Annotated in this window: 11 protein-coding genes; 5 read left to right on the forward strand and 6 right to left on the reverse strand. The window is 65.5% G+C overall.

What is annotated here, in order from left to right; all coding sequences use genetic code 11:
- Positions 1 to 107: 107 nt before the first annotated feature.
- Positions 108 to 866, forward strand: a complete 759-nt coding sequence (locus ACZ1H8_RS15505; RefSeq protein WP_465178078.1) for a glycosyltransferase family 2 protein — start codon at positions 108 to 110, stop codon at positions 864 to 866.
- On the opposite strand, the gene fcl is transcribed toward ACZ1H8_RS15505, so the two are convergent.
- Positions 867 to 1,802 (reverse strand): GDP-L-fucose synthase, encoded by a 936-nt coding sequence (gene fcl / locus ACZ1H8_RS15510; protein WP_465178079.1) that lies wholly within the window; start codon positions 1,800 to 1,802, stop codon positions 867 to 869.
- A complete protein-coding gene (gmd, locus tag ACZ1H8_RS15515) occupies positions 1,799 to 2,875 on the reverse strand; it encodes a GDP-mannose 4,6-dehydratase (RefSeq protein WP_465178080.1) in 1,077 nt (358 codons plus the stop codon). Before gmd ends, fcl begins: the two co-directional genes overlap by 4 nt.
- 293 nt (positions 2,876 to 3,168) lie before the next feature.
- Here gmd and ACZ1H8_RS15520 point away from each other — a divergent pair, with 293 nt between their 5' ends.
- Genes ACZ1H8_RS15520 through ACZ1H8_RS15535 form a run of 4 tightly spaced genes read left to right on the forward strand, consistent with a single transcriptional unit; the run spans position 3,169 to position 8,811 of the window.
- Complete coding sequence (locus tag ACZ1H8_RS15520; protein ID WP_465178081.1) at positions 3,169 to 4,557, forward strand: O-antigen ligase family protein; 1,389 nt, start codon at positions 3,169 to 3,171, stop codon at positions 4,555 to 4,557.
- Between the two features lie 32 nt (positions 4,558 to 4,589).
- Positions 4,590 to 5,318, forward strand: coding sequence for a polysaccharide biosynthesis/export family protein (locus tag ACZ1H8_RS15525; RefSeq protein WP_465178082.1), 729 nt, complete (start codon positions 4,590 to 4,592; stop codon positions 5,316 to 5,318).
- 14 nt (positions 5,319 to 5,332) lie between these two features.
- Complete coding sequence (locus tag ACZ1H8_RS15530; protein ID WP_465178083.1) at positions 5,333 to 7,564, forward strand: GumC family protein; 2,232 nt, start codon at positions 5,333 to 5,335, stop codon at positions 7,562 to 7,564.
- Between the two features lie 8 nt (positions 7,565 to 7,572).
- Positions 7,573 to 8,811 (forward strand): hypothetical protein, encoded by a 1,239-nt coding sequence (locus ACZ1H8_RS15535; RefSeq protein ID WP_465178084.1) that lies wholly within the window; start codon positions 7,573 to 7,575, stop codon positions 8,809 to 8,811.
- A 45-nt stretch (positions 8,812 to 8,856) separates the two neighbouring features.
- On the opposite strand, the gene ACZ1H8_RS15540 is transcribed toward ACZ1H8_RS15535, so the two are convergent.
- Genes ACZ1H8_RS15540 through ACZ1H8_RS15555 form a run of 4 tightly spaced genes read right to left on the reverse strand, consistent with a single transcriptional unit; the run spans position 8,857 to position 12,886 of the window.
- On the reverse strand, positions 8,857 to 9,843 hold the full coding sequence (locus ACZ1H8_RS15540) for a UDP-glucuronic acid decarboxylase family protein (protein WP_465178085.1): 987 nt from the start codon (positions 9,841 to 9,843) through the stop codon (positions 8,857 to 8,859).
- A 1-nt stretch (position 9,844) separates the two neighbouring features.
- Positions 9,845 to 11,002, reverse strand: coding sequence for a DegT/DnrJ/EryC1/StrS family aminotransferase (locus ACZ1H8_RS15545; protein WP_465178086.1), 1,158 nt, complete (start codon positions 11,000 to 11,002; stop codon positions 9,845 to 9,847).
- Positions 10,980 to 11,576 (reverse strand): acyltransferase, encoded by a 597-nt coding sequence (locus ACZ1H8_RS15550; RefSeq protein WP_465178087.1) that lies wholly within the window; start codon positions 11,574 to 11,576, stop codon positions 10,980 to 10,982. The genes ACZ1H8_RS15545 and ACZ1H8_RS15550 overlap by 23 nt, the downstream gene beginning before the upstream one ends.
- A complete protein-coding gene (locus tag ACZ1H8_RS15555; RefSeq protein WP_465178088.1) occupies positions 11,573 to 12,886 on the reverse strand; it encodes a nucleotide sugar dehydrogenase in 1,314 nt (437 codons plus the stop codon). The genes ACZ1H8_RS15550 and ACZ1H8_RS15555 overlap by 4 nt, the downstream gene beginning before the upstream one ends.
- Positions 12,887 to 12,901 lie beyond the last annotated feature (15 nt).

A 12,901-nucleotide genomic window follows, 5' to 3' on the forward strand; every position in this document is an offset into this window, starting at 1 on the left:
GGTAAACGTCCCGAGTTGCGCTTATGATCCAGCCTGATTCGGCAAGCGCAGGATCGCCGGCCAATCTGCGCTAACCGTCCGCCTGCAGCTTTGCTAAGGGCGCGGCCATGCCGATCCAGAAACTCTCCGTCGTCACCGTCTGCTACAATCCGGGCCCGATCCTGATGGAGGCGATCCGCTCGGTCCAGGCGCAGGATTTTGCCGAGGTCGAACATGTCATCATCGATGGCGGATCGACGGACGGAACGCCCGAGCGCGTTGCCGGGATCGTGCGCCCAGGCGATGTCTTCGTATCGGAACCCGACAAGGGCATTTACGATGCGATGAACAAGGGGATCGCCCGCGCCAGCGGCGATGCGATAGCGCTGCTCAACGCCGATGATCGCTATGCCGATCCCCGCATTCTCTCGCGCATTGCCGCCCGCTTCGATGCCAGCGGCGCGGACGCCGTGCTTGGCGATGTCAGCTTTTTCCGGCCGGGAGCGCCTGATGTGTCGATCCGTCGCTACAATAGCGGCATGTTCCGGCCGTCGCGGATTCGCTGGGGGTGGATGCCTGCGCATCCGGCGATGGTGCTGACGCGCGAAGCCTATGACCGGGTCGGCCGGTATCGCACCGACTACCGGATCGCGGCGGACTTCGAGTTCATCGTCCGCGCCTTTCTCAAGCACGGACTCAGCTATTCCTACCTGCGCGACGTGTTCGTGAAGATGCAGGTCGGTGGCGTCAGCACGGCCGGCGGATCGGCCCGGCAGACGATCAACCGCGAGATGCTGCGCGCCTGTCGCGAGAACGGGGTGCCGTCGAACGCGCTGATGATCAACTCGCGCTATCTGATGAAGGTGCTGGAACTGATCCGCCGCTGATCAGGCGCGATTGTCCAGGAACCATTGATAGGTCCGTGCCAGCCCGTCGCGCAGCGCGGTGCTCGGCGTCCAGCCCAGGCCGCGCAGCGTGTCGGCGGCCATCAGCTTGCGCGGGGTGCCGTCGGGCTTTGACGGGTCGGCGACGATCTCGCCCTTGAACCCGACGACCTCGCACACCAGCCGGGTCAGCTCGCGGATTTCGAGATCCTCGCCGCTGCCGACATTGACGTGCTGCGCGCCCGAGTAGGTTCGCATCAGGAAGACCAGCGCATCGGCGCAGTCGTCGGCGAACAGGAATTCGCGGCGCGGGGTGCCGGTGCCCCACATCACCAGCTGCTCCGCCCCCGACAGCTTGGCCTCATGTGCCTTGCGGATCAGCGCCGGCACGACATGGCTGGTCTCCAGGTCGAAATTGTCGCCGATGCCGTACAGGTTGGTCGGCATGGCCGAGATGAAGTCGCAGCCATATTCCTGGCGATAGCTCTCGCCCAGCATGATGCCCGCGATCTTGGCGATCGCATACCATTGGTTGGTCGGCTCGAGCGGACCCGTCAGCAGCGCATCTTCCTGGATCGGCTGCGGCGCCATCTTGGGATAGATGCAGCTCGATCCCAGCAGCATCAGCTTCTCGACCCCCGACTGGCGCGCCGCCTCGGCGATGTTCGCCTGCATCACGAGGTTATTGTAGAGGAATTGCGCCGGATAGGTCGAATTGGCCATGATGCCGCCGACCTTGGCGGCTGCCATGAACACCGCATCGGGCTTTCGCTGCGCCATCCACTCGAAGGTCTGGCGCTGGTCGATCAGGTCGAGCTCGCCGCGGCCAGCGGTAATGACCTCGCAGCCCTCGCTTGCCAGCCGGCGCACCAGCGCGCCGCCCACCATGCCGCGATGCCCCGCGACGAACACCCGCTTGCCGGCCAGATCGTAGCTCATCCGTTCGACCGTCCGATCGGGCCATCGGCCATGACGACCAGATCGGCCTGCACCATCTCGCGCGCCAGTTCCTCGGCGCTGGTCTTGTGGCTCCAGCCGAGCTTCTCGCGCGCCTTGGTCGGATCGCCGATCAGCAGGTCGACCTCGGTCGGGCGGAAATAGCGCGGATCGACCTCGACCAGGCAGGTGCCCGTGGCGGCGTCATAGCCCTTTTCATCGACGCCTTCGCCGCGCCACTCGATCCGGATGTCGACCTCGTCGAACGCCCATTCGACGAACTGGCGCACCGGGACCGTCTCGCCGGTCGCCAGCACATAATCGTCCGGCTCATCCTGCTGCAGCATCCGCCACATGCCCTCGACATATTCCTTTGCATGGCCCCAGTCGCGCTTGGCGTCCATGTTGCCCAGATACAGCCGCTCCTGCTTGCCCAGCTTGATCGCGGCGACCGCGCGGGTGATCTTGCGCGTGACGAAGGTCTCGCCGCGCAGCGGGCTCTCATGGTTGAACAGGATGCCGTTCGAGGCATGGATGCCGTAGGCCTCGCGGTAGTTCACCACGATCCAATAGGCATACATCTTGGCGACGGCGTAGGGTGAACGCGGATAGAAGGGCGTGGTCTCGCTCTGCGGGACTTCCTGCACCTTGCCGTACAGCTCCGAGGTCGACGCCTGATAGAAGCGGGTCGTCTTCTCCAGCCCGAGGATGCGGATCGCCTCGAGGATGCGCAGCGTGCCGATGCCGTCGGCATTCGCGGTATATTCGGGCGTCTCGAAGCTCACCTGGACATGGCTCTGCGCGGCGAGATTGTAGATCTCGTCGGGGCGCGTCTCCTGGATGATGCGGATCAGGTTGGTGCTGTCGGTCAGATCGCCGTAGTGGAGCGTCAGACGCGGATCCTCGACATGCGGATCCTGATAGATGTCCTCGATCCGCCCGGTGTTGAACGACGACGAGCGCCGCTTCACCCCGTGAACCTCATAGCCCTTGTCCAGCAGCAACCGCGCCAGATAGGCACCGTCCTGGCCAGTGATGCCGGTAATCAACGCCACACGGCGCGTGCTGCTCATCATGGATTGCCCTTAGTCTCGACGGCTTGCGCACCTGCCAGATGGCGGCGAATGCGCCAAGCGGGATTATCGGTCCGGCATGGCATTGAAATGGCTCGGGAGGGGCAGTTGCGGAAGGCGTTGGTGCCACCTATACCGCCCCCAGCCATGGCGCGGACATCGCGGTAAGCGAGCCGAATCGCCCAGGCTGTAAAAGGGAATATGCGTTGCGAGGATTGGCGGGAGTTGGGTTGACCCGGGGTCGATCCTCACGGGCGGCGCCCTTTCGGGTTGGCCGGACGATTGGCGACATGCCGGTGGCTTTCCTGGTTTTCATCGGGTTTCTGGCGCTCGTTTTCCTGATGGGTGGCGGATCGCGCGACGATATCGCCTCGCTTCCGATTCTCCGCCCGGCCTGCGCGTTGATCGCAGCCTATGCCGTTAGCGTCGCCATGCCGGGCCAGATCGCCCGGGTTCGCTTTCCGCTGATCCTGATCGGGCTGCTGGCGCTGTGGATGGTGATCCAGCTGCTGCCGCTGCCGGTTGGCCTGTGGAGCGCGCTGCCCGGCCGCGCCGCGATCGCTGCAACCGACCAGCTGCTCGGCCTGGGCGATGTGTGGCGGCCGATTTCGCTGTCCCCGTCCAAGACGGTGAACGCGCTTGGGTCGCTCATCGTGCCCGTGGCGGCGCTGCTGCTGTACGCAGTGCAGGACGACCAGGCTCGGCGCCGCATCCCGCTGATCTTCATCGCGATCGCCGCCGTCAGCGCCGCGGTCGGCATCGCCCAGATCGGCACCGGAGGCGCCGGTGCGCTCTATCTCTATGCCAAGACCAATCTCGGCACCCCGGTAGGCCTGTTCGCGAACCGCAATCACCATGCCGCGTTCGAAGCGACGATGCTGGTGCTGATCGGCTGGTACTTCGCCGATCGCCGCTTGCGCGCCGAGCGCACCAAGGGCGAGGTCGGACCGTTGCTCGTCGGTGCCGCGCTGCTGCTTTCGGTGTTCGTGACACTGTTCTCGGGATCGCGCGCCGGCCTGTTGATCGGGATGCTGGCGGCCGGCGTGGCCATTGCCCTGTGGTTCGCGACCCCCCGCGGCGACCGGCGCGAGAGCCATCATGGCGAGCTGACCGGCTGGCGCGTTTGGTTGCCCAGCGCGGCTGCGGTCGTCATCGCGCTGGCCGTCGTCGCCTATCTCGGCACCCGCTCGACCTCGTTCGACCGCCTCGTCCAGCTTTCGGCGGGCGACGAGTTGCGCGTCCAGATCTTTCCGCAGATCTCGGCAATGGCGAACGATCACTGGCTGTTCGGCACCGGCTTTGGCGCCTTCGAACATGGCTATCGCCAATATGAGGCGAGCGACTGGCTGCGCACGACCTATGTCAACAACGCGCACGATGACTGGGCGCAGTGGGTGATCGAGGGCGGGCTCCCCGCGATCCTGATCTTCCTCGCCTTTGCGGTGTGGATGGTGCGCCGCATGATCGCGGTGTGGCGTGAGCGTGAGGCTCGCCCCGGCACGGTGCTGCTGGTCGCGACGGCGACGCTGGTCCTCGGCCTGATGCTGATCGCCAGCGTCTTCGATTATCCGCTGCGTGTTCCATCGCTGATGGTGTACGCCGTGCTGCTCGTGACGCTCGTCGCCGATCCGCCCCTGCCTCTGGCGGCGCGATCGCGATCCTCGTCGCGGCGTGGCCGGCACTGAAATCTGACCCGTTGGGGGTGAAGGACAAGGTTATGAAGAATCGATCGAGCATGGTCGCGGTGACGGCATGCCTGGTGGCGCTTGCCGTTTCGGGATGCGCCGGCAAGGTGAAGCCCATCGGCGGTGCCCCCGGATTGCAGGTGGCCCAGCTGTCCGATCTGCCGGCACCGACATCGGGCGACCGGTTCGTTTCCGGCCAGCCCTATGTGGTCGGCGCGTTCGACACGATCGAGGTCGATGTCTACGGCGTGCCGGATCTGAAGCGCACCGTTGCGGTCGATGCGAGCGGCACCTTCTCCTACCCCCTGGCAGGTGAGGTCCAGGCCGCCGGACTGACGCCGCGCCAGATCGGCGAGGAGGTCGCGCGAAAGCTGCGCAGCTATGTGAAGGACCCGCAGGTCACGGTGAACGTGACGCAGATGGTCAGCCAGTCGCTGACCGTCGATGGCCAGGTCAATCGTCCGGGCAGCTTCCCGGTCGTCGGTCGCCAGACGCTGATGCGCGCGATCGCTGTTGCCGGCGGCGTCGGCGAATATGCGCGGATGGACGATATCGTCGTGTTCCGCACCGTCCAGGGCCAGCGTTATGTCGGCCTGTACAATCTCGGCGCGATCCGCCGCGGCGCCTATCCCGATCCCGAAGTCTATGGAAACGACATCATCATCGTCGGCGATTCGAAGGAACGCCGCATGTTCCGCGATTTCCTGTCGGTCGTGCCGGTCCTGACCGCGCCGATCATCGTCGCCGTCCAGTCGCTGTAAGGTCCTCGAACGCCATGAACACGAACCTTACCTATGAAGAGGCCCCGTTCGATCCGTCGGCGACCAGCGTCGTGACGCCGGGAGCGGTCGACAAGCCGACGGGCCAGCGACTCGACGAGCGCGCGGTGTCGGCGCTCGAGCGCTACTGGCGGGCGATGCTCAACCGCCGGCTGCTGATCCTGGCGGTGCTGCTGGCCAGCATGACGGTCGGTGTGATCGTCTATCTGATGGCGACGCCACAATATCTCGCCACGGCGCGGATCGAGATCCAGCGGTCGCAGGCAAAGGTCGTCAATGTCGGCGGCCTGGAAATGGAAGATCGCAGCCGCGACCTGCAATTCTACGAAACCCAGTATAATTTGCTGAAGGCGCGGTCGCTGGCCGAGCGCGTCGCACGCGTGCTCGGCCTGCAGAATGACGACAAGTTCTTCGCCATGTATGGCGGAGAGGAGCCGAGCGCCGCCGCGCCGCGCACGCGCAGCGCGCAGGAGCAGGGGAAGCGGCTGGACCAGGCGGCGAGCATTCTGCTCGACAACATCACCGTCGAGCCGATCGGCGCCTCCGCGCTGGTCGACATCACGTTCAAGAGCCCGAGCGCCGAGCTGTCCTCCAAGGTCGCGAACAGCTGGGCGGCGGAATATATCCAGTCGAACCTCGACCGCCGCTTCGCCACCACGGCGGACGCGCGCGGCTTCCTCGAGCAGCGACTGGCGCAGCTTCGCAGCCGTCTCGAGGCGTCGGAGCGCGAACTGGTCGCCTATGCGTCGGGCAAGGGAATCGTCAGCTTCTCGTCGGGCAGCACCGAAAAGGGCGGCGGTGGCGGCGAGCGCACGCTGGTCACCGACGATCTGAGCAGCCTCAACACCGCGTTGAACGCAGCCGTTGCCGAGCGCGTGGCGGCCGAGAGCGCCGTCCGCGCCGCGTCGGTCAGTCCCAATTCGGCGAGCCAGGGCACGATCGCCAGCCTGCGGCAGAAGCGGGCGGAGTTGTCGGCACGCTATTCCGCGCTGCTGACCAAGTTCGAGCCGGGATATCCGGAAGCCGAAGCGCTCCGCACCGAGATCATGGGCCTCGACAAGGCGATCGCGCAGGAAGGTGGCCGCTCGCGTTCGGACGCCGAAGCCGCGCTGCGGGCCGCCCAGTCGAAGGAAGCGCAGTTCCGCGAGCAGGTCGCGAACCTGACGAAGAACTTCAACACCCAGCGAACCAATCTGATCGAGTATCAGATCCTGCAGCGCGAGGTGGATACCAACCGCACGCTGTATGACGGCCTGTTGCAGCGCTACAAGGAGATCGGCGTCGCCGGTGTCGGGTCGAACAACGTGGCGATCGTCGACGCGGCCGAAGTGCCGGGCGGCCCGAGCGAGCCGAACCTGAATAAGACGCTGCTGGTGTCGCTGCTGATCGGCCTGGTGCTGGCAGTGGGCGTGGTGGTGCTGGCCGAGGAGATCGACCAGAGCTTGCGCGATCCGGCGGATGTCCAGCGCGAGCTGGGCCTCCCGCTGCTGGGAACGATCCCGAAGGTCGAGGACAAGGATGTCGCGGAAGAGTTGCAGAACAAGAAAACGCAGCTCTACGAAAGCTATCTGGCGGTCCGCACGAACCTGTCCTTCCTGACCGATCACGGCGCACCGGGCGTGCTGATGCTGACCAGCTCGCGCCCGAACGAGGGCAAGAGCCTGTCCGCCTACGCCCTGTCGCGGCTGTTCGCCGAGACCGGCGCATCGGTGGTGCTGATCGACGCGGACATGCGCAACACGCGGCTCGACGACCTCGTCGCGCTCGACGAGCGTCCGGGACTCAGCAACTATCTGTCCGGCGCGAACGAGATCGGCGACGTGCTGCAGGAGCCGAGGGGCGAGGGCTTCGCGATGATCCCGGCCGGGCCGACCCCGCCCAACGCGGCGGAGCTCCTGTCGTCCGATCGCTTCAAGGACATGCTGGCGACGCTGCGCCAGCGCTATCGTCACGTCATCATCGACGCGCCGCCGGTGCTCGGCCTGGCTGACGCGCCACTGCTCAGCCGGACGGTCGACGGCATCCTGTTCGTTGTCGAATCGAACGTCGGCAAGTTGCGCATGGTGCGCGGCGCACTTCGCCGACTCGAACTACCGGGTGCGAAGGTGTTCGGCGCGGTCGTGACCAAGCTCGACAACCGCAACAACAGCTACGGCTATGGCTATGGTTATGGCTATGGCTATGGCTATGGCCGCAAGCGCGCCGAGACTGAGGACGCCAAGGCCTGATGAACGGGATGACGAGTGAGTCGCGGTCGCGCCACTGGCTGATCTGGGGCGTCGCGGGCGTCACCGCCCTATGGCTGGGTCTGAACTCCGCTGCAGCGGTGACGAAGACACTGCGCCCTTCAGCGGCGCTGAGCTTACCGGTCAGCAACGGCTTCGCCTATGAGGCGCGCGCCGCTCAGGCTTCGATCGCGGGCGATACGCCACTGCAGCGGGTGCGGATTACCGCGTCGCAGCGCGACGATGCGAAGGCGGCGCTGCGGCGCGAGCCGCTCGCCACGACCGCGCTGACGATCGCAGGCCTCGACCGGGCGCAGCAGGGCGACGGCGATGCCGCGACCAGGCTGATCATGCGCGCCAATGAACTCGACAAGCGCCAGCTGGTCGCCAATGCGTGGCTGATCAACCATTACGGTACCGCGGGTCGCGACCGGAAGGTGCTCACGCTCCTCGACGAGGCGCTGAAGGTCCGGCCCGAGTTGAGCGGTCGCTACATGCCGGCTTTCGCCCAGGCGCTCGGCAATGCCGAGACGGTGAATGTCCTGTACACGCTGCTCCACAGCCGGCCCGCCTGGCGCGTCAATTTCTGGCAGGCGGTGGCAGGCAATCCGGCGGCGCTGTCCAATGCGCAGGTGCTGCGCTCGCGCCTGCTGAAGGCGGGCGAACCGCTGGGAGCGACCGATTCCTTGCTGATGCAAGCATTTATCGGCGCCAAACGGCTCGATCTGGCGATGAGCTATGCCAGGAACCTGCCGGACATGCATGACGACAGCGGCAATCTGCTCCGCAACGGCAGCTTCGACGCCTTGCCCAGCCTTCCGCCGCTCGACTGGGAACTCAAGAGCGACGGCCGGGTCGGCGCTGCCATCGATGAAGGACGCGGAACCCTGGAGATCAACGCGATTGCAGGTGCGTCGGCCACCGCCGCACGCCAGCTGGTCTCGCTTCAGCCGGGCAGCTACATCCTGTTCGCGAAGCTCGGCCAAGCCAGCCTGACCCGCGGTAGCGAAGTCGTGGTGCACCTAACATGCGCTGAAGAAAGGGCGACCAACCCGGTGCGGCTCGACGTGCCGGTCACGGGCGATGTCGAGCGCCCCTTCGCGATCCCGGCCGACAGCAATTGCCGCTATTACTGGGTCGATGTGGAATTCTCGGCGCTGAACGCGACCGGCCCTTCCCTGGCCAGCATCGCCGAGATCAGGATTACGCCCGGTCGCCTGAAGGACCAGACCCCTCCGGCTGTTTTCTAAGCGTTTCCGCCATGACCGGGCCCGCGCGTGCGGGCCCGGTCGGGTTCAGGCCGCAGCACCCTTGATGACGCCGGCATCGGTGAGCACCCGGTCGAAATAGGCGATCGTCGCCGTCAGACCCTGCTCGAGCGGAATGCGCGGTTCCCAGTCGAGGACTTCCTTCGCCTTGGCGATGTCCGGCTTGCGCTGGCGCGGATCGTCGGAGGGCAGGGGCTTGTGCACCAGTTCCGAGCGCGATCCGGTCAGGCGGATCACCGCCTCGGCCAGCTCGATCATCGTGAACTCGCCCGGATTGCCCAGGTTGATCGGCCCGGTGACGCTGTCGTCGGTGCCCATCAGCCGGATGAACGCCTCGACCAGATCGTCGACATAGCAGAAGCTGCGCGTCTGCTTGCCGTCGCCATAGATGGTGATCGGCTGACCCATCAGCGCCTGGACGATGAAGTTGGACACCACGCGCCCGTCATTGGGGTGCATGTTCGGGCCATAGGTGTTGAAGATGCGGCCGACCTTGATCCGCGTCCCGTGCTGGCGGTGATAGTCGAAGAACAGCGTCTCCGCGCAGCGCTTGCCCTCGTCATAGCAGGAGCGGAACCCGATCGGGTTCACATTGCCCCAATATTCCTCGGGCTGGGGATGGACGCTCGGATCGCCATAGACTTCGCTGGTGGACGCCTGGAAGATCTTGGCACCGACCCGCTTGGCGAGGCCCAGCATGTTGATTGCGCCGTGCACCGAAGTCTTGGTCGTCTGCACCGGATCATGCTGATAATGGACCGGCGAGGCCGGGCAGGCGAGGTTGTAGATCTCGTCGACTTCCACATAGAGCGGGAAGGTCACGTCGTGCCGCTGGATCTCGAAATGCGGATTGGTCAGCAGATGGGCGACATTGGCCTTCTGGCCGGTAAAGAAATTGTCGATGCACAGCACGTCGTTGCCCGCGGCCAGCAGCCGCTCGCACAGATGGCTGCCGATGAAGCCGGCGCCGCCCGTGACGAGGATCTTCTTCTTCTGGATATTGGCCAGGCTCACGTCACGATCCTTCGTTCTGAAGCGCGTTACGGACGCGCTCGATGATATAGTCCTGCTGCTCGGCAGTCAGATAGGGGTGCATCGGCAGGCTCATGACCGTCGCGGACAGCGCCTCCGAAGTGGGCAGGCCGTTACCCGTTACCGGATAGTCGCGATAGGCGCCCTGGTGATGCAGCGGCCGCGGATAATAGACCGCGGTCGGCACGCCGTGCGCCTTGAGGTCGGCCATGATCGCCGAGCGGCGCTCCGCCGGGACCTTGAGCGTATATTGCGCCCAGACCGAGGTGATGCCGTCGCTGATCGGCGGCACCGCCACCAGATCGGCGAAGGCCGCGTTGTAGCGCGCGGCGACCTGCTGGCGCAGCGCGATCTCCTCATCGAACACGGTCAGCTTCTGGAGCAGGATTGCCGCCTGGAGCGTGTCGAGGCGACCGTTCACGCCGATCCGCTCGATATCGTACTTGTCGACGGTCGAGCGGCCATGCAGCCGGATCGACTGGCAGATCGCGGCAAGGCCCGCATCGTCGGTCAGGATCGCCCCGCCATCCCCGTAGCAGCCGAGCGGCTTGGCCGGGAAGAAGCTGGTCGCGGTGATCGTGCCGAAGGTGCCGACCTTGCCGGCCGGTGTCTGCGCGCCGAGCGATTGGGCGGCGTCGGCCATGATCCACAGGTCGCCGGCGGCTGCGCGGATCGCGTCATAGTTTGCCGGCAGTCCGAACAGGTCGACCGCGATCAGGCCGACCGGGTTCAGCCCGCGCGCCTCGGCCAACGCGAGTCCGGCGGCGATGCCTGCCGGATCGAGATTAAAGTTGTCGGCGTCAACATCGATGAAGATCGGCGTCGCGCCGAGCAGTGCGATGGCTTCCGGTGTCGCGGTGTAGGTGAAGCCGGGGCAAAGCACCGCGTCGCCGGGCTTGAGCCCCAGCGCCATCATCCCGATCAGCAGCGCGTCGGTGCCACTGGCGCAGGAAATGACGTGCTTGGCCCCGGTGAAGTCGGCCAGCGCAGCCTCGAACTCGGCGATTTCCGGACCCATGATATATTGACCATGGTCGAGCACGCGCGTGATCGCCGCGTCGATCTGCGGGCGCAGGCGCGCCTGTTGCGCGGCCAGGTCGATGAAATCGATCGGCGCTTCAGGCGAGAAGTTCGAGGCCATGGTCGCCCTCCCGATAGGTGGATCCGTCAATGGGGCAGACCAGGTCCGCACCCAGCCGCGCGCCGGCGCGGCTCATCCAGCCGATCCGGCGGGCGGGGACGCCCGCCATCAGCGCATGCGCCGGCACGTCGCCGGTCACCACCGCCCCGGCGGCGATGAAGCAATATTCGCCGAGCGTATGGCCGCACACGATCGTCGCATTGGCGCCGATCGACGCGCCGCGCTTGACCCGCGTATCGCGCGCCTCGTCCATCCGCTTGATCTCGGCGCGCGGATTGTTGACATTGGTGAACACGCAACTGGGGCCGCAGAACACGCCGTCCTCCAGCGTTACCCCCTTGTAGAGCGAGACATTGTTCTGGATCTTGCAGTCATTGCCGATGGTCACATCGGGCCCGGCCACGACATTCTGGCCCAGGCTGCAATTCTCGCCGATCACGGTGTTGGGCAGGACATGGCTGAAATGCCAGATCTTCGTCCCCGCGCCGATCCGTACCGGTGCGTCGACATAGCTGCTCTCGTGGATCAGCACGCCAGGATGATCGGCCCGCTCCTGCATCTGGCTATTGCTCATGCGCGCGCGACAGTGTCTGCGGTACGGCATATGTTGCGCGTGTCGACCACCAGCTTGGCATGATCGACGACCAGCTCCCAGTCGACATCGTCATGGTCGGTCGCGACGAGCACCACGTCATAGGCCGCAACAGTCTCCGCCGTGATGTCGACCGACTTGCGCCCGGCGAACTCGGGATGGTCGCGTGTCATCGGAATCTCGGGGATGTGGGGATCGTGATAGTCGACCTGGCTGCCGCGATGCTCGAGCAGCTCCGTCAGCTTGAGCGCGGGGCTTTCGCGCATGTCATCGACATTCTTCTTGTACGCCATCCCGATCAGCAGGATGCGCGCGCCGTTCAGGCCGCGTCCGGTCTGGCGGTCCAGCGCTTCGGCAAGACGGTCGATGACATAGCGCGGCATCGAGGTGTTGATCTGGCCGGCAAGCTCGATGAAGCGCGTCGGGCTCTCGAACTCGCGCGCCTTCCAGGTCAGGTAGAAGGGATCGATCGGGATGCAATGCCCGCCCAGGCCGGGGCCGGGGTAGAAGGCCATATAGCCGAACGGCTTCGACTTGGCGGCGTCGATCACCTCCCAGACATTGATGTCCATCTTGTCGAAGATCATCTTCAGCTCGTTGACGAGCGCGATGTTGACCGAGCGGAAGATGTTCTCGGTCAGCTTGACCGCCTCTGCGGTCGCCGCCGATGTCACCGGCACCGTCTGACTGACCAGATTGTCATAGACCTTCGTCGCGAGCTGCAGCGACGCCGGATCGTCGGCGCCGACCACCTTGGGGATGATCGAGTTGGTAAAGTCCGGATTGCCCGGATCCTCGCGCTCGGGCGAGAAGGCGAGGAAGAAGTCGCTGCCTGCCTTCAGGCCGCCGGCCTCCAGGATAGGCTGCATCACCTCGCGCGTGGTGCCCGGCCAGGTCGTCGACTCGAGCACCACCAACTGGCCGGCACGCAGCACCGCGGCGATCGAGCGGGTCGAGTTCTCGACATAGGTGAGGTCGGGCTCCTGATGCTTGTCGAGCGGGGTGGGGACTGCGATCAGGATCGCGTCCGGCTCGCCCAGGCGGCCGAGTTCGGCCGTCGCCTCGAAGGTCCCGTCGGCGATCGGTGCGGCGAATTTCTCGCCCGGAATATGCTTGATGACGGTGCCGCCGCTCATGATCTGATCGACGCGGCTTTGCTCGACATCGAAGCCGAGCACGCGAAAGCCCTTGCTGACGGCGGTCAGTGCGAGCGGCAGCCCGACATAGCCGAGGCCGATGATGCCGATGGTGAAATCGCGCTGTTCAACCCGGTCGAGAAGCCGTTCGAGCATGGAGAGGGGCAATCC

The sequence above is a fragment of the Sphingomonas sp. BL-S-25 genome, assembly GCF_055521555.1.

Excerpts from the sequence above, each read along its gene's own strand:
- ACZ1H8_RS15505 (WP_465178078.1), top strand. The coding sequence starts at position 108 with ATGCCGATCCAGAAACTCTCCGTCGTCACCGTCTGCTACAATCCGGGC.
- fcl (WP_465178079.1), bottom strand. The coding sequence starts at position 1,802 with ATGAGCTACGATCTGGCCGGCAAGCGGGTGTTCGTCGCGGGGCATCGC.
- gmd (WP_465178080.1), bottom strand. The coding sequence starts at position 2,875 with ATGATGAGCAGCACGCGCCGTGTGGCGTTGATTACCGGCATCACTGGC.
- ACZ1H8_RS15525 (WP_465178082.1), top strand. The coding sequence starts at position 4,590 with ATGAAGAATCGATCGAGCATGGTCGCGGTGACGGCATGCCTGGTGGCG.
- ACZ1H8_RS15530 (WP_465178083.1), top strand. The coding sequence starts at position 5,333 with ATGAACACGAACCTTACCTATGAAGAGGCCCCGTTCGATCCGTCGGCG.
- ACZ1H8_RS15535 (WP_465178084.1), top strand. The coding sequence starts at position 7,573 with ATGACGAGTGAGTCGCGGTCGCGCCACTGGCTGATCTGGGGCGTCGCG.
- ACZ1H8_RS15545 (WP_465178086.1), bottom strand. The coding sequence starts at position 11,002 with ATGGCCTCGAACTTCTCGCCTGAAGCGCCGATCGATTTCATCGACCTG.
- ACZ1H8_RS15550 (WP_465178087.1), bottom strand. The coding sequence starts at position 11,576 with ATGAGCAATAGCCAGATGCAGGAGCGGGCCGATCATCCTGGCGTGCTG.
- ACZ1H8_RS15555 (WP_465178088.1), bottom strand. The coding sequence starts at position 12,886 with ATGCTCGAACGGCTTCTCGACCGGGTTGAACAGCGCGATTTCACCATC.